At 59.7% G+C, this 19,943-nt stretch carries 19 protein-coding genes; 10 read left to right on the forward strand and 9 right to left on the reverse strand.

Annotated features, from left to right (window positions below; all coding sequences use genetic code 11):
- The first annotated feature begins 26 nt into the window (after positions 1 to 26).
- Both ACTG3X_RS01345 and ACTG3X_RS01350 read left to right on the forward strand, forming a co-directional pair.
- Positions 27 to 2,072, forward strand: a complete 2,046-nt coding sequence (locus ACTG3X_RS01345; protein WP_439109420.1) for an acetyl-CoA carboxylase biotin carboxylase subunit — start codon at positions 27 to 29, stop codon at positions 2,070 to 2,072.
- A 96-nt stretch (positions 2,073 to 2,168) separates the two neighbouring features.
- Positions 2,169 to 2,669 carry a hypothetical protein gene (locus tag ACTG3X_RS01350; protein ID WP_439109421.1) on the forward strand — a complete coding sequence of 167 codons (501 nt, stop codon included), beginning with the start codon at positions 2,169 to 2,171 and terminating at the stop codon, positions 2,667 to 2,669.
- Between the two features lie 4 nt (positions 2,670 to 2,673).
- Here the strand turns inward: ACTG3X_RS01350 and ACTG3X_RS01355 are convergent, their stop codons facing one another.
- The gene (locus tag ACTG3X_RS01355; RefSeq protein WP_439109422.1) at positions 2,674 to 3,123 is read right to left on the reverse strand and encodes a DUF4174 domain-containing protein; all 450 of its coding nucleotides are present in this window, start codon (positions 3,121 to 3,123) and stop codon (positions 2,674 to 2,676) included.
- 175 nt (positions 3,124 to 3,298) lie between these two features.
- On the opposite strand from ACTG3X_RS01355, the gene ACTG3X_RS01360 reads away from it, so the two are divergent.
- Genes ACTG3X_RS01360 through ACTG3X_RS01385 form a run of 6 tightly spaced genes read left to right on the forward strand, consistent with a single transcriptional unit; the run spans position 3,299 to position 9,177 of the window.
- Positions 3,299 to 4,243, forward strand: coding sequence for a hypothetical protein (locus ACTG3X_RS01360; RefSeq protein ID WP_439109423.1), 945 nt, complete (start codon positions 3,299 to 3,301; stop codon positions 4,241 to 4,243).
- Entirely contained in the window at positions 4,209 to 6,335 is a 2,127-nt protein-coding gene (gene scpA, locus ACTG3X_RS01365) for a methylmalonyl-CoA mutase (protein WP_439109424.1), read from the forward strand. The genes ACTG3X_RS01360 and scpA overlap by 35 nt, the downstream gene beginning before the upstream one ends.
- Positions 6,336 to 6,341: 6 nt before the next feature.
- Entirely contained in the window at positions 6,342 to 6,953 is a 612-nt protein-coding gene (locus ACTG3X_RS01370) for a VOC family protein (protein ID WP_439109425.1), read from the forward strand.
- Positions 6,950 to 7,429 carry a GNAT family N-acetyltransferase gene (locus ACTG3X_RS01375; RefSeq protein WP_439109426.1) on the forward strand — a complete coding sequence of 160 codons (480 nt, stop codon included), beginning with the start codon at positions 6,950 to 6,952 and terminating at the stop codon, positions 7,427 to 7,429. Before ACTG3X_RS01370 ends, ACTG3X_RS01375 begins: the two co-directional genes overlap by 4 nt.
- Before the next feature lie 42 nt (positions 7,430 to 7,471).
- Entirely contained in the window at positions 7,472 to 8,152 is a 681-nt protein-coding gene (locus ACTG3X_RS01380) for a TerB family tellurite resistance protein (RefSeq protein ID WP_439109427.1), read from the forward strand.
- Entirely contained in the window at positions 8,152 to 9,177 is a 1,026-nt protein-coding gene (locus ACTG3X_RS01385; protein WP_439109428.1) for an endonuclease/exonuclease/phosphatase family protein, read from the forward strand. Before ACTG3X_RS01380 ends, ACTG3X_RS01385 begins: the two co-directional genes overlap by 1 nt.
- Here ACTG3X_RS01385 and ACTG3X_RS01390 read toward each other — a convergent pair.
- Complete coding sequence (locus tag ACTG3X_RS01390) at positions 9,174 to 9,620, reverse strand: hypothetical protein (RefSeq protein ID WP_439109429.1); 447 nt, start codon at positions 9,618 to 9,620, stop codon at positions 9,174 to 9,176. The genes ACTG3X_RS01385 and ACTG3X_RS01390 overlap by 4 nt on opposite strands.
- A gap of 70 nt (positions 9,621 to 9,690) precedes the next feature.
- Here ACTG3X_RS01390 and ACTG3X_RS01395 point away from each other — a divergent pair, with 70 nt between their 5' ends.
- Complete coding sequence (locus ACTG3X_RS01395; RefSeq protein ID WP_439109430.1) at positions 9,691 to 10,020, forward strand: hypothetical protein; 330 nt, start codon at positions 9,691 to 9,693, stop codon at positions 10,018 to 10,020.
- Between the two features lies 1 nt (position 10,021).
- Here ACTG3X_RS01395 and ACTG3X_RS01400 read toward each other — a convergent pair whose 3' ends face one another.
- The 7 genes from ACTG3X_RS01400 to ACTG3X_RS01430 all read right to left on the reverse strand — a co-directional run bounded on the left by ACTG3X_RS01400 (position 10,022) and on the right by ACTG3X_RS01430 (position 18,582).
- Complete coding sequence (locus ACTG3X_RS01400; protein WP_439109431.1) at positions 10,022 to 11,566, reverse strand: Ppx/GppA family phosphatase; 1,545 nt, start codon at positions 11,564 to 11,566, stop codon at positions 10,022 to 10,024.
- A gap of 270 nt (positions 11,567 to 11,836) precedes the next feature.
- Positions 11,837 to 14,008, reverse strand: coding sequence for an RNA degradosome polyphosphate kinase (locus tag ACTG3X_RS01405; protein ID WP_439109432.1), 2,172 nt, complete (start codon positions 14,006 to 14,008; stop codon positions 11,837 to 11,839).
- Positions 14,009 to 14,107: 99 nt separating this feature from the next.
- A complete protein-coding gene (locus tag ACTG3X_RS01410; RefSeq protein ID WP_439109433.1) occupies positions 14,108 to 14,788 on the reverse strand; it encodes a DnaA ATPase domain-containing protein in 681 nt (226 codons plus the stop codon).
- Positions 14,788 to 15,906: an AI-2E family transporter gene (locus ACTG3X_RS01415; RefSeq protein WP_439109434.1), complete on the reverse strand. Its 1,119-nt coding sequence runs from the start codon at positions 15,904 to 15,906 to the stop codon at positions 14,788 to 14,790. The genes ACTG3X_RS01410 and ACTG3X_RS01415 overlap by 1 nt, the downstream gene beginning before the upstream one ends.
- A 108-nt stretch (positions 15,907 to 16,014) precedes the next feature.
- The gene (locus ACTG3X_RS01420) at positions 16,015 to 16,545 is read right to left on the reverse strand and encodes a fasciclin domain-containing protein (protein ID WP_439109435.1); all 531 of its coding nucleotides are present in this window, start codon (positions 16,543 to 16,545) and stop codon (positions 16,015 to 16,017) included.
- Between the two features lie 71 nt (positions 16,546 to 16,616).
- On the reverse strand, positions 16,617 to 17,135 hold the full coding sequence (locus ACTG3X_RS01425) for a fasciclin domain-containing protein (protein WP_439109436.1): 519 nt from the start codon (positions 17,133 to 17,135) through the stop codon (positions 16,617 to 16,619).
- Between the two features lie 106 nt (positions 17,136 to 17,241).
- Positions 17,242 to 18,582, reverse strand: coding sequence for a pentapeptide repeat-containing protein (locus ACTG3X_RS01430; protein WP_439109437.1), 1,341 nt, complete (start codon positions 18,580 to 18,582; stop codon positions 17,242 to 17,244).
- Positions 18,583 to 18,849: 267 nt separating this feature from the next.
- On the opposite strand from ACTG3X_RS01430, the gene proS reads away from it, so the two are divergent.
- Positions 18,850 to 19,943 (forward strand): proline--tRNA ligase (proS, locus tag ACTG3X_RS01435; RefSeq protein ID WP_439109438.1); only part of this gene is annotated, 1,094 nt, incomplete at its 3' end.

Consider the following 19,943-nt stretch of genomic DNA (forward strand, 5'->3'; position numbering starts at 1 on the left):
CGCTCGAGCCATAAAGGGGACAGACCATGTTTAAGAAGATCCTGATTGCAAACCGGGGCGAAATTGCATGCCGCGTGATCAAGACAGCCAAGAAGATGGGCATCAAGACGGTTGCTATCTACTCGGATGCGGACCGTCAGGCGCTGCATGTGCAGATGGCCGATGAAGCGGTGCATATCGGGCCAGCGCCTGCAAACCAGTCCTATATTGTGATCGAGAACGTGATGCGCGCCGTCAAGGAGACAGGCGCGGAGGCGGTTCACCCGGGCTATGGCTTTCTTTCGGAGAACTCGAAGTTTGCCGAGGCGCTTGACGCGGCTGGCGTTGCTTTTATCGGGCCACCTGTCGGCGCGATCGAGAAGATGGGCGACAAGATCACTTCAAAGAAGATCGCCCAAGAAGCAGATGTGAGCACAGTGCCCGGCTACATGGGCCTGATCGCGGATGCCGATGAGGCAGTGAAAATCTCCAACGAGATCGGGTATCCTGTGATGATCAAGGCCTCCGCGGGGGGCGGCGGCAAGGGCATGCGGATCGCGTGGAGCGATACAGAGGCGCGGGAGGGCTTCCAGAGCTCCAAGAACGAGGCGGCCAACTCTTTTGGGGACGACCGTATCTTCATTGAGAAGTTCATCACACAGCCACGTCATATCGAAATTCAGGTGCTCTGCGACAGCCATGGCAACGGTATCTACCTTGGCGAGCGCGAATGCTCTATCCAGCGGCGTCAGCAAAAAGTTGTCGAAGAAGCGCCAAGCCCTTTCCTTGATGAGACCACCCGCAAGGCGATGGGCGAGCAGGCCGTGGCTCTGGCCAAAGCTGTTGACTACGCCAGCGCAGGCACGGTTGAATTTATCGTGGATGGCGCGAAGAATTTTTACTTCCTTGAGATGAACACGCGCCTTCAGGTGGAACACCCTGTGACGGAGCTGATCACGGGTGTTGACCTTGTGGAGCAGATGATCCGCGTGGCGTATGGCGAAAAGCTTGCCATGGCGCAGGACGATGTGAAGCTGACAGGCTGGGCGATTGAAAACCGTCTGTATGCCGAAGACCCTTACCGTGGCTTCTTGCCTTCGATTGGCCGCCTTTCACGCTACCGCCCCCCTGCGGAGACGGCCTCTGGCCCGCTTCTTGAGCAAGGAAAATGGCAGGGCGATGCGCCGGCAGGCGACTTTGCGGTGCGCAACGATACGGGCGTCTATGAAGGCGGCGAGATCAGCATGTATTATGATCCGATGATCGCGAAGCTCTGCACATGGGCCCCCACGCGCGCCGAGGCCATTGCCCACATGCGCGACGCGCTTGACGGGTTTGAGCTGGAAGGGATCGGCCACAACCTGCCGTTCCTGAGCGCGGTGATGGACCATGATATTTTCATCAAAGGCGAGATGACGACCGCCTTTATTGAAGAGCAGTATCCTGAAGGGTTTGTCGGGGTCGAGCTTGGTGATGATGCACTGCGCGCGATTGCGGCGAGTGCGGCCGCCATGCACCGTGTGGCCGAGATCCGCCGGACCCGTGTCTCCGGGCGGATGGACAACCACGAGCGGGTTGTTGGCACAGATTGGGTTGTCAGCCTTCAGGGGCAGGACTTCCCTGTCACTATCGAGGCTGACAAGGCGGGCTCAACGGTGCGCTTTGAAGATGGCGCGTCTTTGCGTGTGGCCTCTGACTGGACACCCGGTGACCAGCTCGCGCGCCTGAGCGTGGGGGAGGGCGGCCTTGTTCTCAAGGTTGGCAAGATTTCGGGGGGCTTCCGCATTCGCAGCCGTGGCGCTGACCTGAAGGTGCATGTGCGAACCCCACGCCAAGCCGAACTGGCCAAGCTGATGCCTGAGAAGGTTGCGCCTGACACATCCAAGATGTTGCTGTGCCCGATGCCGGGACTGATCGTGAAGATCGACGTGGCCGAAGGCGAGGAAGTGCAGGAAGGCCAAGCGCTTTGCACAGTCGAAGCCATGAAGATGGAAAACATCTTGCGCGCCGAGCGTAAGGGCACCGTGGCCAAGATCAACGCAGGCCCGGGCGACAGCTTGGCTGTGGATGAAGTCATCATGGAGTTTGAATAAGCTTTATGCCCCAAGGCCCCACATATGCGTCAAGAAAGCCGAAAGGTTTTGACGCTAGTCTGAGCAAGGTTCGGCCTTGTTTGGAGGGGCTTTGGTATGTTCAAACTTCTGATGTGGCTGACGGGGCTTATGCTCTTGGCGAGCTGCGATCTGGATACGGAAGAGAATGTGAAGGCCCAACTGGCCTCACGACTCTACCTGCTGGATACGATGCATTTCTCCTCCAAGGGGACATGCACCGCAGCGGTCTTTACGCTGGCTCTGGGCGAGTTTCGCAAACCCTATTTCACCGCCGATACATTGGAAACGGCGATGGAGCGGGTGCGCGGGCAGAAAGACGTTCTGTTTGCGCTCAAGGGTCTGACACCTCACGAGGTGACAGAAGCGATCATGAGCCGCGATCTTTCAAACGGGTTGGGGCTGATCTCGTCAGGGATCGGGCCTGCACGCGACTGCATGGACGCACGCATCTCGCGCGGGTACTACCGCGTGCTGATGTCAGAAAAGACGCAGATGGTGTATCTGCCCGAAGAGAACGCGCTGCTCTTGCTCTATCCCCCCGAAAAGCTGGCATTTTTCCTGCGCGGAAACGTCTAGCGCGTCAGCTGCCGTCGGTACGCCTGTCGCGCACTTCTTGCTGGCGCTGGGGAAGTTTGTCGATTGAGCGGGAAATCTCGCGCACATCCCAAGGCAGGGGTTTGCGCAGATATACCTGCCCGTCTTTGCCAACAAGCATCAGCATAAAACCACGTGGGCGGTATTTGGTGCGCAAGGTGCTGTTGAGCGCGGGCTCTGCATCAAGCACGATTTTGACATCACGCTCTGTCAGCTCTGCGGGGCGTTCGGCCAAGAGGTCGATTTGGTCAATGAACCTTGGGTCAGCTTCACTGTCTGCGAAGACAATGATCAGCCGATTTGTCCATAAAAAGCGAGATAAATCGGCGTCTTCGGCCGCCACGAGCATGTCTTGCGGCAGCGCGGAGCGTGGGCTTTCAGCCTGCGCCAGACTTGCGAAAAATACTGCAATTCCAAAGCTTAAGATGCGTAGCATAAGTCCTCCTGCTGAGCATGATATAGGCCGTTTGAACGGGTTTACGACAAAAAAAGAGCGCAGGGCGCTTTTTTTGGCTCTGTTAAACGCTTGCTCAGCATCGCTGGGCCACACTCTTCCCCAAAGAAATGGCTCTGCTCGCACAGGCGCGCAGGCCGAATTGGGGCTGAGCAAAATGCAGATTATCTTTCACATTGGGGCACACCGCTGCGCCACGACAACGTTTCAACACTATCTGCGCAGCCATACAGCCGAGCTGCGTGAGGCGGGGCTAGGCTTTTGGGGGCCGCAACGCCTGCGCGATGGCGGGCTGTTTGATGGCCTCTATGCGGGGCCAAATGGCGAGGTGCCGGAGGCCGCGATCGAGGCGGCAAAACCAAGGATTGCGAGCGCTCTGGCGGTTGCGCGGGCGCGGGGCGTTCGCACGCTCCTGATCAGTGAAGAGAATGCGCTTGGCTCGGTTAAGGGAAATATTCGCCGCCGTGCGCTCTATCCTGATGCGCTGATGCGCTTGCGAGGCTTTGCAAAGGCGATTGAACACCCGATTGACCGAGTGATGATGGGCGTGCGCCCGCTGGATGGCTATTGGGCCTCAGCACTGGCCTATGCGGTGAAGCGGGGCAACTTGCCTCCACAAGAGAGCCAGCTTGCGGCGATCACCGACGCGTCGCGCAGCTGGCGCGATGTGGCGTGTGATGTGGCCGAGGCGTTCGAGGGCAGCGAGATCGAGCTGCACAGCTTCACCGACTTTGCCAGCGCACCCGATGCGCGGCTGGCGCGCGCGCTGACGTGTAACGCGCCATTGCCCAAAGTGGCAAAGGACGTGAGGCTAAACCAAGCCCCCGATCTGGGCGCCTTGCGGGCCTGTTTGGCCGCGCGGGGCCATCATGCCCGTGACCTGCCAAATGGTGAGGGGCGCTGGCAGCCCTTTACCCGCGCCCAAAGCGCTGTGCTCGCCGAGCGCCATGCCGATGATGTGTTTTGGTGCGTGGCCGGTGCGGGCGGTATTGCCAAATGGATTGACAGAAAAGAGCCGAGAGAAGCAGGCATAAGCCTGACCGCGGCAGCAAGAAGAGGACATATCTATGACCAAACGCGAAGAATGGGCCACGCGAGCTGAAAAAGAGCTGCGCGGACGGGAGCTGAAAGACCTGACATGGAAGACGCTCGAAGATATCGAGGTGAAGCCTGTCTATTTTGAGGAAGACCTTGAAGGCATGAGCCACCTCGGCACGATCCCGGGGTTTGAGCCTTTCACACGTGGTGTGAAATCAACCATGTACACAGGCCGCCCTTGGACGATCCGCCAATATGCGGGTTTCTCAACGGCTGAAGAGAGCAACGCCTTTTACCGCAAAGCGCTTGCGGCGGGGCAGCAGGGGGTCTCTGTTGCGTTCGACCTTGCGACCCACCGTGGCTATGACAGCGACCACCCTCGCGTTGTGGGCGATGTGGGCAAAGCCGGTGTGGCGATTGACTCGGTTGAGGATATGAAACTCCTCTTTGACGAGATCCCGTTGGATAAAGTCTCGGTCTCGATGACGATGAACGGCGCGGTCATTCCGATTTTGGCGAGTTTCATCGTGACAGGGGAAGAGCAGGGGCATGACAAATCTGTTCTGTCAGGCACCATCCAGAACGATATTCTCAAAGAGTTCATGGTGCGTAACACCTACATTTACCCGCCAGAGCCAAGCATGCGGATCATTTCGGATATCATCGAGTATACCTCAAACGAGATGCCGAAGTTCAACTCGATCAGCATCTCGGGCTACCATATGCAGGAAGCCGGCGCGAACCTTGTGCAGGAGTTGGCCTACACGCTGGCGGACGGGCGCGAGTATGTGCGCGCGGCGATTGAGGCTGGCATGGATGTCGATAAGTTTGCGGGGCGTCTGAGCTTCTTCTTTGCGATTGGCATGAACTTTTTCATGGAGGCCGCAAAGCTGCGCGCGGCGCGCTTGCTCTGGCACCGCATCATGACAGAATTTGACGCCAAATCAGAGCGCTCCAAAATGCTGCGCACCCACTGCCAGACATCGGGTGTGAGCTTGCAAGAGCAAGACCCCTACAACAACGTCATCCGCACGGCCTATGAAGCTATGGCCGCGGCGCTTGGTGGCACGCAGAGCTTGCACACCAATGCGCTGGATGAGGCGATTGCGCTGCCCACAGAGTTTAGCGCGCGCATTGCCCGCAACACCCAGCTGATTTTGCAGGAAGAAACCGGCGTTACCAATGTCGTCGACCCGCTGGCTGGCTCATACTACGTGGAAAGCCTCACAAACGAGCTGGCCGAGAAGGCTTGGGCGCTGATCACCGAAGTGGAGGAGATGGGCGGTATGACCAAGGCCGTGGCCTCCGGGATGCCCAAGCTGCGCATTGAGGAAAGTGCGGCGCGCCGTCAGGCCAAGATTGACCGTGGCGAAGAGGTTATTGTTGGCGTGAACAAATATCGCCTCGCCAAAGAAGACGCGATCGACATTCTGGATGTGGACAACGTTGCGGTGCGTGAAAGCCAAGTGAAGCGGCTTGCCAGCATTCGTGCCAGCCGGGATGAAGCCGCTTGCACCGCTGCTCTTGCAGAGCTGACGCGTCGTAGCAAAGAGGGCGGCAACCTGCTTGAAGCCGCCGTAGAGGCCGCGCGTGTGCGCGCCTCGGTTGGAGAAATCAGCATGGCAATGGAAGAAGAGTTTGGCCGCCACCGCGCGGAAGTCAAAACACTCGCTGGTGTTTATGGCGCAGCGTATGAAGGCGATGAGGGCTTTGCCAAAATACAGGCCAGCATCGAAGCCTTTGCAGAGGAAGAGGGCCGCCGCCCACGCTTGCTTGTGGTGAAGATGGGCCAAGACGGCCATGACCGTGGCGCAAAAGTCATCGCCACTGCCTTTGCCGACATCGGCTTTGATGTGGACGTTGGCCCGCTTTTCCAGACACCCGAGGAAGCTGCGCAAGACGCGATTGACAACGATGTGCATGTGATCGGGATTTCATCACAGGCTGCAGGCCACAAAACTTTGGCCCCACAGCTTATTGAAGAGCTGAAAGCCAAAGATGCAGGCGATATCATTGTGATTTGTGGTGGGGTGATCCCGCAGCAAGACTATGATTTCCTCAAGAACGCCGGTGTGAAAGCGATCTTTGGACCTGGAACAAACATTCCTGATGCAGCCGAAGATATCCTGCGGATCATCCGCGAAACGCGCCGGTAAGGCCTGATGCGCTACGCATTTGATCACCTTGTGATCGCGGCAGAAACGCTTGAAAGCGGTGTCGTCTGGGCTGAAGAGCGCCTTGGCGTGCCGCTGCAAGCGGGCGGGAAACATGCGCGCTATGGCACGCATAACGCGCTCTTGGGGATGGCGGACGGGCTATACCTTGAGGTGATTGCCGTAGACCCCGAGGCAGACGCGCCCCACGGGCCACGCTGGTTTGGCCTTGATGGCTTTGACGGTGCGCCACGGCTGGTCACTTGGGTGTGCAGCGCTCAAGGCTTGGCCGCAGCGCCTCTTCCAGAGGGGTTTGACCATGTTGTCGGTCTCACGCGCGGTGATCTGGCTTGGGATATGGCCGAAGCTCGGGGCGGTGTGTTGCCCTATGATCAGTGCCACCCTGGCCTGATTGATTGGGGCACCACACCACACCCTGCGACGCGGCTGGCCCCTTCGGGGCTTGAGCTGATGCGGCTTGAGCTTGGCCACCCTGAGGCGGCTGGCCTCAAAGACGCGCTCGCGCCACTTCAGGATGCGCGCGTGCAGATCCTCCAAGCCCGCAATCCGCAGCTGAAAGCAACTTTACGGGGCGCGGGCGGGCAGGAGATAACGCTGTGAGTGTGCGGCCAGCGCGCCAGAGTGATGCTGCGCTGATCGCCTCGATCTGGAACGCTATTATCCGCGATACGCTGGCGACATTTACCACCGCTGAAAAGGATGCAGGCGCCCTAGCTGAGTTGATCGAAGCTGAGCCACACCGCTGGTGGGTGGCCGAGCATGCGGGGCAAGCTGTTGGCTTTGCGTGTTTCTTTCAGTTTCGTGGTGGGCCGGGCTATGCGCATTCGATGGAATACACCATTCACCTTGGCGCAGCGGCGCGCGGGCTGGGGCTCGGGCGCGCTTTGCTTGGGGCTGTCGAGGCCGCGGCACGCGCTGAAGGTGCGCATTCGCTCTATGGTGGGGTGAGCGGGGCCAACCCTGAGGGGCAGGCGTTTCATGAGCGGGTCGGGTTTGAACGCTTGGCCATTTTGCCCGAGGTCGGGCGCAAGGCCGGCCAGTGGCTTGATTTGCATCTTTATCACAAATTTCTCTGATTGCGCCCTGACACTCCGAGCCGCGCGCGGTAGGATTGGCCCATGTCGATTTGGAGCCGAATAACCGCTGCCGTTTCTGCGCTGTCACAGGGGGAGCCCTTGAGCGCGGTTTTTGCGCAGCTGCGCACGCCGCCAGAGCGCTCGATTGCCTTTACAATCGCGGTGATTGCGCTTGGGGCGAAGATGGCGAAGGCCGATGGCCTTGTGACGCGTGACGAGGTTATGGCCTTTCGCGAAGTGTTTCAGATTGCGCAGGAAGACGAGGCCGATGCGGCGCGGGTGTTTAACCTTGCGCGCCAGGATGTTGCCGGATTTGAAGACTATGCCGAGCGTGTGCGCGAGATGTTTGGCCAAGGCCACGGCGCGCTCTGCGACCTGCTTGAAGGCCTGTTTCATATTGCCATGGCCGATGGCCGCTATCACCCGAATGAAGACGAGTTTTTGCAGGCGGTGGCCGATATCTTCGGGCTTGGGGAGCGGGAGTTTCGCCAGATCAGAAGCCGCTTTGTGCCCGAGGCAGAAGCCGACCCCTACAGTGTTTTGGGGGTCAGCCCGGAGGCCACAATGGACGAGCTGCGCAAGGCATGGCGCGCGCATATACATGAGAGCCACCCCGACAGGCTGGTGGCGCGCGGCCTGCCTGAAGAGGCGGTCAAAATGGCCGAAAAGCGGATGGTCGCGATCAACCGCGCTTGGAAAGAGATCAAGGACGCCCGAGGCTGATGCGCATTGCGACGTATAATGTCGAGTGGTTCAACAGTCTTTTTGATGATGATGGCAAGCTGCTGATGGATGAGGGCTGGTCGGGGCGTCACGATGTGACCCGCGCGCAGCAGACAGAGGCGCTTGGCGTGGTTTTTGCAGCGCTTGATGCGGATGCGATCATGGTGATCGAAGCGCCAGACGAGAACCGCAACCGCCAGACAGCAAGGGCGCTGGAGGGCTTTGCCGCGGCCTTTGGGGTGCGGGCGAACTCCACATTGATTGGCTTTCAAAACGATACCCAGCAAGAGATTGCGCTGATGTATGACCCTGCTGTGCTGACTGTTCGGCACGCGCCACAAGGCGGGGAGAGCGGCAAGAAAGGCTCAGGCCAAGCGCCGCGTTTTGACGGCACCTTCCGGATCGACCTTGATGTGGACGCCAAGGAAGACCTCGTGCGCTTTTCCAAGCCGCCCCTTGAGGTGGAGGCGGTGACAGCTTCGGGGCAGGTTCTGCAGCTGATCGGGACGCACCTCAAGTCAAAGGCGCCCCACGGAGCGCGCAACGAACACGAGGCGATGAAACTGTCGATCCAGAACCGCCGCAAGCAGCTGGCACAAGCGATTTGGCTGCGCCAACGCGTGGAAGACCACCTGAGCGCGGGGGAGAGCCTGATGGTGCTGGGCGACCTCAACGATGGCCCCGGCCTTGACCAATATGAGGGGCTTTTCGGGCGCTCGTCGGTCGAGATTATCCTTGGGGAGACGGGGCAGAACTGCCTTTTTGACCCTCACGCGCGGCTTGGCTTACAGCGCCGCCTGGGCGCAACACCGACAACGGCGCGCTTTTATTTGCATGAGCAAAAGCGCTATCTGCAAGCGCTGCTTGATTACATCATGGTCTCGCCCGATCTGGCCGCCAAGCAGCCTGACTGGCGCATCTGGCACCCGTTTGATGACCCTGACTGCTGGACGGCGCCCGAGCTGCGCGATGCGTTGCTTATGGCCTCAGACCACTTTCCGGTGACTTTGGATATTGACCTTTAAGGCACGTCAAAGGTGAGGCCAAATGAGATCAGGCCTTCGGCGCTGTCGGCATTCATGGGCACAATCTGCACAAAGCCATAGCCCTGACGCAGCTGGAGGCCGCCCAGAAAGACAACATCGCCGCCCAGATGCGTTTTGAAATCACGTCCGTTGCTGGGGTAGTGGGCAAGGCCGGCAAAGACGCCTGCGTCACCGGTTTTCCAAGTCTTTAAAGGGAGATAGCTGGTTGCTGCGATGGAGACGCGCTCATAGCTGTTGAGAAAGACCCCAAGGCTGAGGGCCGTGCGCTCGCGCTCCCATGTGGCGAAGAGGCCGGGGTTCACTTCGTTGAAGCCTGTCCCGTTGATATGATGTGAGCCGAGCAACACAGAAAAGCGGTCTGGGCCCGCATTGAGGGCTGTGGCGTTGAGGCAAAGAAACAAAGCGAGAAGGGTACGGTACATGGCCTGTCTTTCTGGTGCGTGGGCGCGAGGCGGTATTTGTGAAACGAACACTTAGTCTTATATTGAAGGAATGAGACATTTTTTTGTTAAACTCTGGGTTTTGTCAGCGCTCACGGTCGGCGGGGCTGCGCAGGCTGAAGAAAGCGGCAGCTCGCTGATGGAGCGGGGCGCGCAGCTCTTTTTGGAGGGGATCTTGAAAGAGGTTGATCCTGCGGTCAAAGACCTGCAGGCGCTCTTGCAAGAGATGGGCCCAGCCCTTGCGGAGCTGATGGGTGATATCGAGGATTTCAGCGCGTATCATCCACCCGAAGTTTTGCCCAACGGGGATATTATCCTGCGCAAAAAGGAGCCGGATGTGGCCCCACCGCCAGCTGCACCTGAGGGCGAGGTAGACCTCTAAGTCACTGCTTTAAAATGATATTTGGTGTTGCGGGAAAGGTCTCGGCAAGGGAGTTGAAGCGCGCTTCGGCCACCTCTCCAAAGAGAGGCACAGCTTCTGCGCTCAGTGTCAGCTCCAGCACACGCTTTTTGGGATAGAGGCGCATTTGCCCGATGTGAGCATCTTTTTGCAGCCAGAGCATCGCGCCAAACCGCATGGCTTTGCCCACGGTTTCGGCCACTTTCTGATCCGCTTCCGAGAGCAGCTCGGCGATTGGCTCAAAGCGCGCGGTGGTGATGCGCGAGTTGGAGTAGCGATAGAGCAGCGCGAGGCCGAGAAAGACACGTTCATTGTGGCGGATGCCACCCAGATTGGCCTGAGTGGCCAAGTTAAAGCAGGTTTCGGCGCGGTAGTCAGGGTGCGCGCGCCAGCTGACGTCATGCAGCAGGCAGGCGGCCTTGATGAGCTTGCGCCGTTCGGGCGGGGCCGTCTTGAAGAGCGGCTGGATAAATTCGTAGAGCGTACGCCCGAAGCCGGGCAGACGCGCATCTTTTGATTCGGCGAAGCGGCAGGCTTCGATGAGCGGGTCACGGTCGCGCAAGCCTTGGGGCATTTGCTCATAGAGCATGCCTTCGCGGATGCCGTAGGAGCTGACGGCGATATCGTGGGGTCGGAACTCTCGCACCACTTCCTTAAGCACTTCTGAAGCGATCGGGACGAGCTTCATGCGGCTGGAGGACACGCCCGACTCAGCCTTGACTGTTTCGGGGTCGGTTTCGGCGATGTATTTTGATGTTGCCGAGACCGCTTTGCGGCTCATGCGGTATTCGTGAAGTACGTGCAGCGGGTAGCCGCGGCGCTCCATATCGATCCGCGCAATCGCGCGCCACGAGCCGCCGACCAGAAAGAGCCGGTTGTGCTGGGGGCCAAGCTGCGCGTGCAGATCCTGAATGGTGGCGCGGATGATCTCTTTGCGCGCCTTGCGCCCGCCCTTCACGCTCATCAGCCGCTGGGGGCCAAGGGGCGAGCTGACGCGCTTGCCAACGACACCATCGGCCACTTCGGCCAGCTCCATGGACGAGCCGCCAATGTCGCAGACAAGCCCGTAAGAGCCTGGCCAGCCTAGCAAAACGCCTTGTGCCGAGAGGCGCGCCTCTTCTTCGCCGTCAATGACGTGCAGCTCCAGGCCTGTCTCGGCTTCGACAAGGTCGCGGAACTCCTGCCCGTCTTCGGCCTCGCGCACGGCGGCGGTGGCAACAGCGGTGAGGGGGCCTGTGTTCATGCCCTCGGCAAGGCGCTGGAAGCGGCGGATGGCGCTGAGCGCGCGGGTGCGGCCAGAGGGGTTGAGGCGGCCTGTTTCGGCGATGCCTTCGCCGAGGCCGCACATGACCTTTTCGTTGAAAAAGTAAGCGGGGCTGCGCGCCGCGCCATCAAAGACCACAAGGCGCACAGAGTTTGACCCAACATCAACAACGCCGACGCGGCTGAGCGCGCGTGCCTTCGGATCTTGAAAAAGGGGGCGGCCAAATAAGCCCCAATCGCTTGAATTTGCTTTGTTTTCGCTCATTCCCAGCGCTCCTGAAGCGTGCCTTGGCCTCTTATGGCGCGCGGGGGCCAATGCGTCAACCGTGCACGAAAGGCTTAACCAAAGGTTAAGTGCACGGGGGCAACGGTTACCGCTTTCCCGAAGGGCCAAAAGAGGGGGGTGAAACCTGTGCACCATGCGTGCACCACGCGTGCACCGGCTCAAGCGAGTCGCGCAGGGTTAACCATGCGGCGCGGTGCTGTGACGGGATCTTAAGCTTTGGGTCAGGTGGGGTGGCACCCACACAACGGGTCAGTCTTCGCCGTGGGTGAGCTTGGGCACATCGGATGCGCCTGCCGAACCGCGCCCTGACAGCGAGGGGTTTTCCATGAAGAAGCGGTGGCAGTTGAACGAGAAGGTGCCTTCGGGCAGCTCTTCGCGTGTGAAGCGGCCCGAGGCATCCATGACCCAGCTTTGGGCGGTGTCGGCCATATTGGCGGCCATGATCTGGCTGGTGATCTGGGCTTTCACGGTCGGGTTGCCGATTTCGACCAAGGTTTCGACGCGGCGCGACAGGTTGCGCCCCATCCAGTCGGCTGACGAGATAAACACGCGCGCTTTCTTGTGGGGCAGCCCGTGGCCATTGCCAAAGCAGACGATACGCGAGTGCTCAAGGAAGCGCCCGACAATGGACTTGACGCGGATTGTCTCCGACAGCCCCTTGACCCCCGGCCGCAGCCCGCAGATGCCACGGATCACAAGGCTGATCTGCACGCCTGCTTGGGAGGCGGCATAGAGCGCATCAATCACTTCCGGCTCGATGAGCGAGTTCATCTTGGCCCAGATCTGCGCGGGGCGGCCTGCGCGGGCGTGTTCGGCCTCGGCGGCGATCATCTCAAGGAGGCGGTCTTTGAGGCAGAGCGGCGAGATGGCAAGGTTTTCCAGCGCGGCGGGCTCAACATAGCCTGAAAGGTAGTTGAACACTTTGGTGGCGTCGCGCCCCAAGGCCGCATCGCAGGTGAAGAGCGATAGATCGGTATAAATCCGTGCCGTGATGGGGTGGTAGTTGCCTGTGCCGTAGTGGGTGTATGTGACAAGGCGGTCGCCCTCGCGGCGCACCACGGTGCTGATTTTGGCGTGTGTCTTGAGGTTGAGAAAGCCGTAAACCACATGCGCCCCCGCCCGCTCGAGGCGGCGGGACTGGCGGATGTTGGCGGCCTCGTCAAAGCGGGCTTTCAGCTCGACAAGGGCGGTGACGGATTTGCCATCTTCGGCGGCCTCGCAGAGCGCCTCTACGATGGGGCTGTCGCGCGAGGTGCGGTAGAGCGTTTGCTTGATCGCCACCACGTCGGGGTCGCGTGCGGCCTGTTTCAAAAAGCGCACGACCATATCGAAGGTCTCGTAGGGGTGGTGCAGCAGCATATCTTTCTGGCGGATCGCGGCGAAGATATCGCCCTCGTGGTCCTGCACACGCTCGGGGATACGCGGGGAGAAGGCTGGCCAGAGCAGGTCTGGGCGCTCATCAAGCACAAGGCCCGACAGGTCGGCAAGGCCGATCATGCCGCTGATTTCCACGATCTCGTTTTCTGTCACGTGCAGCTCGCGCTGGATCATCTTGAGGAGGCGCGCGGGGGCATCGGCTGAGATGGTCAGGCGCACAACTTCGCCGCGCCGTCGCCGCTTGAGCGCGGTCTCGAACTCGCGCACGAGGTCTTCGGCCTCATCCTCAAGCTCAAGGTCACTGTCGCGCAAGACACGAAAGCCGCAGGCCCCCTTGAGGCGGAAGCCCGGAAAGAGGCTGGGCAGGTGCTCCAGCAGCAGCTCTTCGAGCGGCAAGAAGCGGAACTGCCCCTCGGGTGCGGGCAGGGCCACAAAGCGCGAGATCTGGGCTGGAATGGGCAAAAGCGCCTGAAGCTTGCGCTTTTCACGGTCGCTCTCAAGCTCAAGGGCGAGAGCGTAGCCTGTGTTGGGAATAAAGGGGAAGGGGTGCGCCGGATCAATCGCCAGAGGCGAGAGCACGGGGAAGACCTGCTCCAGAAACACCTCGTGCAAGAGCGCCTTGTCTTCGCGGGTGAGCTCGTCGCGGGTGCAGATATCTATGCCAGCTTCGGCCATTTCTTCGCGCAGGGCGGCGAAAATCTCTTGCTGGCGGGCCAGAAGCTCGCGGGCGTTGTCATTGATGAGCACGAGCTGCTCGGCAGGCGTCAGCCCGTCGATGGCAGGCAGGGTGACGCCTTCATTGACCATCTCGCGCAGGCCCGCCACGCGCACGGTGTAGAACTCGTCAAGGTTGGTCGCCGAAATGGAGACAAACCTCAGCCGCTCCAGCAGGGGCACGCGCAGATTCTCAGCCTCTTCCAGCACACGCCAGTTGAACCCGAGCCAGCTGAGCTCGCGGTTCATGTAGCGGGCAGGGCCTGTGAGGTCGCCCTCGAGCTCTTGGGGCGCGGGGAAGGGGGCGGAGAGGAAATCAGCTTCAATCATGACGGGGATATAGTCTTCATATGTAACAGTTTTTAGAGGCTGACGCAGATAATGGGCGCGGCTGTGGGCTTTGTCCACAATGGTGTTGGGCGCTGGCCGTTAAAACAGCTCGGCCTGACGCTCCATCACCTCTATCGCGAGTTGGCGGCCCACTTCGCGGCCCTCGCTGAGCGCGACCCTGTCGAGCTCTTCGACAATATCGTAGGCGGCGGCAAAGCTGCGCTCGATGTTGCGGGTGAGATAGGGGATCAGCTCTGGCTTGGGGTTGAGCTGGCGGTCGGCAAAGAGCTTCATGAGCACGGCCATGAGCAGGTCGTCATCGGGGGCCTGTAGCTGCACACCACCGATCTGGCGCAGGCGGCTGACAAGGTCAGGCAGGGTGAGGCCTATGAGATGTGGCTCGGCATCTGCCGTAAAGAGCAGCGTGCCGCCTTCGGCTTTGGCGAGGTTGTAGAGGTGAAAGAGCGCGTTTTGGGCGGCGTCATGGCCTGCGATCTCTTGCACATCTTCGATGACAAGGCAGAGGGGCGCGAGCGCTGCGATATCGGCCGTATCAAGGCTGCTGGCCTTGATATGCGTGGCGCCCGAGACCGCGCTCCAGACATGGGCGAGATGGGTTTTGCCCGCGCCTCTGGGGCCTGTGATCAGCAGGTTGCGCCAGCCCGTGGCCCCCCAGCTGTCAATCATCGCAACTGCGGCGGCATTGGCGGGGGAGACGAAAAAGTCGTTGCGCCCCAGAGCAGGGCTGCTGGGCAGATCAAAAACGAGTTGGTAGGCCATTAGCTGTCTTCAGGCTCCAAGGCTGTGGCCTGCTCGGCGGCGCGCATGGCGGCCTCGGAGCTTTGGCCTTCGAGCCCTTGATAGAGTTTGCTCTCTTTGTAGGTGTAGATCACAAAGCGCGTCAGAACGCCGATGGCCGCGGCCACAGGCACGGCAACAAGCATGCCGACAAAGCCAAAGAGCGTGCCAAAGACAGAGAGGGAAAAGATCAGCCAGACGGGGTGCAGGCCCACTGATTTGCCAACCAGTTTGGGGGTGAGGACATTGCCCTCGATCACCTGACCGATGACAAAGATAGCCGCCACCAGCCCGAGCGACAGCCAGTCGCCCCAGAACTGGAACAGCGCAAGGCCAATGGCCAGAACGCCACCAAGGATTGCGCCGAGATAGGGAATAAAGGTGAGCAGCCCCGCGACAAAGCCGACGATGAGGCCGAACTGTAGCCCCACCAACATGAGCGCGAGGGCGTAATAGGTGCCAAGGATGAGGCAGACTGTGCCCATGCCACGAATGAAGCTGGCCATTGTGCGGTCAACATCGCTTGCAAGCCGGCGGATGACGGGGGCGTGGTCGCGCGGGAGCACATCGTCGATGGCGGCGACCATGCGGTCCCAGTCAAACAAGAGGTAGAAGGCCACAACCGGCACAATGACAAAGAGCATCACCAAGTTGATGATCGACATGGCCGAGGACAGAACCGTCTGCAAAAGCTCGCCGCCGCGCTCTTGCACCTTGTCGCCAATGGCGATGAGCGAGGTGCGCAGGGTGCTGTCGGCATCCATCAGGGAGGGGAAGCGCTCGGTGAGGAAGCTCTGCAAATCGGCAAAGAGCCTTGGGGCTGTGTTAAAAAGCGAGATCGCCTGCTCCACCATCGCGGGGATGACCAGCAGGGCGAGGATCACAAAGACAAGCAGCGCCGCGAGGGTAATGATCGTTGTGGCCATGGCGCGCGAGCAGCCCATTTTCTCAAGCCGGTCGGCGACAGGATCAAGGAAATAGGCAATCGCCCCGCCCAGAACAAACGGCAGGATCACATCGCCCAGAAACCAGAGCGCAAGGCAGAAGCCGACAGTGGCCACGCCCCAATATTTAAGCTGATCGCGAACAGGAAGCGCCATGAAACCCTCGTATAACCCGAGGCTCACTCATGTCGCAGATGGCTCAAAAGCGCAAGAGGCCCGCAGAACAAGCTGCGGGCCTCTGACGCGGTTTGCCTGACTTGGGGCTTAGTGGCAGGCGGGCCGTGTGCCGGGAAGCAGCACCTTGTCGATCACATGGATCACGCCGTTGGAGGCTTTGATATCGGCGATGATGACATTGGCCATCTCGCCCGTGCCATCGGCGATGCTGACACCGCTGGCGTTTTTGGTGATGCAGAGGCGCTCGGAGGCGAGAACGGGCTTGAAGTAGTTTGAGCCATGCGGAATGCCTGAGGCCATGAGCTTGCGGTCATCCACGTGGTAGAGCAGCACATTGGTGAGCTGGTCTTTGTTTTCGGGCTTGAGCAGCGTTTCGACGGTGCCCTCTGGCAGGGCTGCGAAGGCGTCATTCACCGGGGCATAGACGGTGAAGGGGCCCTTGCTGGAGAGCGTGTCGGCAAGGCCTGCGGCTGTGACCGCGGCCACAAGTGTGCTGAAGCGGTCATCGGCGGCGGCGATTTCGACGATGGTTTGTTTGCCGTGGCCATCGGCCATGGCGAGGGGGGCTGAGAGTGCGACAAAGCATGCGGCAAGAGCCGCCTTAAGCGAGGTTTTCATAGTATTTCTCCGATGTTGGGGTTTGGGTGGGCTTCAGGCGGGGGTGCCCGAAGCCCTGTTGGCCTGAGTGCTTAGCAGTCAGGCGCGTTGCCGGGGAGGACAACCTTGTCGATCACATGGATCACGCCGTTTGAGGCTTCGATATCGGCGATGACCACATTGGCCATGGTGCCTGTGCCGTCATCCAGCATGACGCCTGCATCTGATTTGGTGATGCAGACCGTGCCGTCGGCCAGGGCTGTGCCCGCGGCCATTGTGCCCATAGCGATATCACCCGCCATGACCTTGCCGGGGACAACGTGGTAGAGCAGCACATTGGTCAGGTCGCCCTTCATCTCGGGGGTGAGCAGGCTTTCAACCGTGCCTTCGGGCAGGGCTGCGAAGGCGTCATTCACAGGTGCAAAGACAGTGAAGGGGCCTTCGCCTGAGAGCGTCTCGGCCAGATCGGCGGCCGTGACGGCGGCGACGAGGGTTGTGAAGCGCTCATCGGCTGCGGCGATTTCGACGATGGTCTTCTTGCCGTGGCCGTCGGCGAAGGCCGAGGTGGCAGCGGCAGCAAAAGCGGTGGCGAGAACGAAAGTGCGTAGCATACTTGTAACTCCTGTCAGTGTGTCTCTCTCGCGTTGTGCGAGTAAAGAGGTTACGGGGCGTAGGAGCGCCTGGATGTGCAGCTGACGGTTGTGTGATCAGGCGTGATCAGGGCGTGGGTTTGGGCGGCGGGGTGTAGGTGTCTGGGTCGGCCTGCCACTTGCGCCATTCGGATTGGAAGGTGGCCCAATCCAACTCCCAATCTGGCCAGTGAGCGGGGCGATGCAGTGCATCCTTAAGTTCGCAAGATGCCTCTCCAAATGTTACTGCAAGCTCCTCTGGGCTGAAGGTGCTCTGCGATTGCGCTTCCCCGAAAAAGACAAAGTTGTCGACTAGAATACTGTTGCGGAATCTTGTCGCTCTCAGTTCTCGCGGATGTTGTTCATCGGGTAGCAATCTAAAGGTGAAATAGACTTGGCGCACATCTCCTTCGATCAATGCGCTTTGCAAGTCAGCGTTTATAAAAAAAGCGCGATTAACAGTTCCGGGCTGCGGCTTTGGCGAGAAACACAGGTGCGCTCCCTTGAGTTGAGTTCCGACGAAGTGCGTGTGAGACATCGAGCACTGTAGAAACTTTGCTTCGTTCAAAATGGCGTGGGAAAAGTCTGCAGAGTCAATTCTGGCATGGCTGAGATCAAGTCCTCGGCCACTTGCACAAGTCATTTGTGCGTATATCAGATTACAACCTTTAAAGTCGGCATCATTGCAAAAAGCACCTTCGAGTTTTGACTTGAAGAAGCTGGCAGAGGAGAAGTCTAGACCTTCAAGGTCAGCTTTGCGCAGGTTCGTTTCTGTCAAATCGAGATAGTAACTCTCTCCTCTTCGATTCAAATGCTGTCTTTCAATGTCGATCTGTTCGGCGCTTCGGCGGCCCAAAATGAAAAGAGCAAACTGGATGTCTGATCGAGGCTTCGCTTGTCGATAAAACCAGTCAAACGGGCTTGTCCCAGCTTTCAGTTCTAGGTCTTCCTGCTTCGTCCCACTTGGGAATGGTGCGTTTTCCGCCTCGCTCGCCGGCGCATTCTCCCGCACGTAAGCACAGAGGATTTCCATCACACGCACATGGTCGCGGCCCTTGTCGTAGCGGGTGCTGTCTTGGGCAATGCGCTCGAGTGAGAGGAGGCCGCCGATGCGGACTTCGATGTTGGGTTCGGTGGTTTCGACTGATTGGCCCTGATCATTCAGTCTTTTGACAGTCTTCTCGGCCCCCAGTTGTTCCACGGCCTTGCTGATCCGGTCGGTGATGTGGCTTTCTTTCTGGAAGTTGACGGTTGTTTGTTTGATCACCGTGTTCCAGATGAGAAAGGGTGCGCCGAGGATCGCGACGATGAGTGCGCCTGCACTGAGGCTGCCTGCGCCATTGGCTGTGCTGCCAAAGATGGTGCTGACAAGCAGAACAAAGGCTGCGGCAAAGGCTATGAGAATGAGAAGCGTGAGCAGGGCCGCCACGAGGTGGCCCAGTGGCTTTGCCACGCGCCAGTTGGGGGCGTTTGAGATGCCGAGCCAGTCAAGCAGGTCTTCGGGTGGGGTTTGGTCACTCATTAAAAAGCTCCGACAACAAAACAGGCGTGCGCCTTACAAGCTGGCGCGCGTGGGGGCACTGTGAATTATCGCGCATAGATTGAAAAGCTGGAACTCGCTTCACCCGATGCGCCCCCTTGCTCCGCGCGGCGGGAGGGCCTACACGGGGGGCGAACAAAACATAAGGTTTTCCCCATGCGTCTGAGCCGCTATTTTCTGCCCGTTCTCAAAGAAACCCCTGCGGAGGCGCAGATTGTCTCTCACCGTCTTATGCTGCGGGCCGGTATGATCAAGCAGTCGGCTGCGGGGATTTATTCGTGGTTGCCGCTGGGCTTTAAAGTGCTGCGCAAGATCGAGAATATTGTGCACGAAGAGCAGATGCGCGCGGGGCATTTGCCGATGCTGATGCCAACGATCCAGTCGGCCGATCTCTGGCGCGAAAGCGGGCGCTATGACGCTTACGGCGACGAGATGCTGCGCATCAAGGATCGTGGCGGGCGCGATATGCTTTTCACCCCCACAGCCGAAGAGCTGATCACCGATATTTTCCGCTCCAATGTGAGCAGCTACAAAGACATGCCGCTGACGATGTACCAGATCCAGTGGAAGTTCCGCGACGAGGTGCGCCCGCGCTTTGGCGTGATGCGGGGCCGCGAATTCTATATGAAAGACGGCTATAACTTTGACCTCACCAAAGAAGACGCGCTCCACGCCTACAACCGCCACTTGGTGAGCTACCTGCGCACCTATGAGCGCATGGGCTTGCAAGCGATCCCGATGCGCGCAGATTCCGGGCCGATCGGGGGCGATGACACGCATGAATTCCTCGTGCTGGCGGACACGGGCGAGTCCGAGGTGTTTTATGACGCCGAGATCACCGATCTCAAGTTTGGTGACCGCGCGATTGACTACACCGACAAGGCCGCCTGCCAAGCCGTGCTGGAGGAGTTCACATCCCGCTATGCGCGCACCGATGAGACGCATGACGAGGCGGTCTTTAACGAGGTTCCAGAAGAGCGCCGCCGCGTGGCGCGGGGCATCGAGGTTGGCCAGATCTTCTATTTCGGCACCAAATATTCCGATGCGATGGGCGCAACCGTGCAGGGGCCTGACGGCAGGCCTGTTGCGGTGCATATGGGCAGCCACGGCATCGGTGTGAGCCGCCTTTTGGGCGCGATCATCGAAGCGAGCCATGACGACAACGGCATCATCTGGCCTGAAGGTGTGACACCGTTTCACGCGGGCATCGTCAACCTCAAGCAGGGCGACGCCGAGGCCGATGCGGCCTG

Source organism: Lentibacter sp., assembly GCF_965658795.1.
GTDB lineage: Bacteria > Pseudomonadota > Alphaproteobacteria > Rhodobacterales > Rhodobacteraceae > Lentibacter.

Coding starts and splice junctions, on each gene's coding strand:
- ACTG3X_RS01345 (WP_439109420.1), top strand. CDS start 27: ATGTTTAAGAAGATCCTGATTGCAAACCGGGGCGAAATTGCATGCCGC.
- ACTG3X_RS01350 (WP_439109421.1), top strand. CDS start 2,169: ATGTTCAAACTTCTGATGTGGCTGACGGGGCTTATGCTCTTGGCGAGC.
- ACTG3X_RS01355 (WP_439109422.1), bottom strand. CDS start 3,123: ATGCTACGCATCTTAAGCTTTGGAATTGCAGTATTTTTCGCAAGTCTG.
- ACTG3X_RS01360 (WP_439109423.1), top strand. CDS start 3,299: ATGCAGATTATCTTTCACATTGGGGCACACCGCTGCGCCACGACAACG.
- scpA (WP_439109424.1), top strand. CDS start 4,209: ATGACCAAACGCGAAGAATGGGCCACGCGAGCTGAAAAAGAGCTGCGC.
- ACTG3X_RS01370 (WP_439109425.1), top strand. CDS start 6,342: ATGCGCTACGCATTTGATCACCTTGTGATCGCGGCAGAAACGCTTGAA.
- ACTG3X_RS01380 (WP_439109427.1), top strand. CDS start 7,472: ATGTCGATTTGGAGCCGAATAACCGCTGCCGTTTCTGCGCTGTCACAG.
- ACTG3X_RS01385 (WP_439109428.1), top strand. CDS start 8,152: ATGCGCATTGCGACGTATAATGTCGAGTGGTTCAACAGTCTTTTTGAT.
- ACTG3X_RS01390 (WP_439109429.1), bottom strand. CDS start 9,620: ATGTACCGTACCCTTCTCGCTTTGTTTCTTTGCCTCAACGCCACAGCC.
- ACTG3X_RS01395 (WP_439109430.1), top strand. CDS start 9,691: ATGAGACATTTTTTTGTTAAACTCTGGGTTTTGTCAGCGCTCACGGTC.
- ACTG3X_RS01400 (WP_439109431.1), bottom strand. CDS start 11,566: ATGAGCGAAAACAAAGCAAATTCAAGCGATTGGGGCTTATTTGGCCGC.
- ACTG3X_RS01405 (WP_439109432.1), bottom strand. CDS start 14,008: ATGATTGAAGCTGATTTCCTCTCCGCCCCCTTCCCCGCGCCCCAAGAG.
- ACTG3X_RS01410 (WP_439109433.1), bottom strand. CDS start 14,788: ATGGCCTACCAACTCGTTTTTGATCTGCCCAGCAGCCCTGCTCTGGGG.
- ACTG3X_RS01415 (WP_439109434.1), bottom strand. CDS start 15,906: ATGGCGCTTCCTGTTCGCGATCAGCTTAAATATTGGGGCGTGGCCACT.
- ACTG3X_RS01420 (WP_439109435.1), bottom strand. CDS start 16,545: ATGAAAACCTCGCTTAAGGCGGCTCTTGCCGCATGCTTTGTCGCACTC.
- ACTG3X_RS01425 (WP_439109436.1), bottom strand. CDS start 17,135: ATGCTACGCACTTTCGTTCTCGCCACCGCTTTTGCTGCCGCTGCCACC.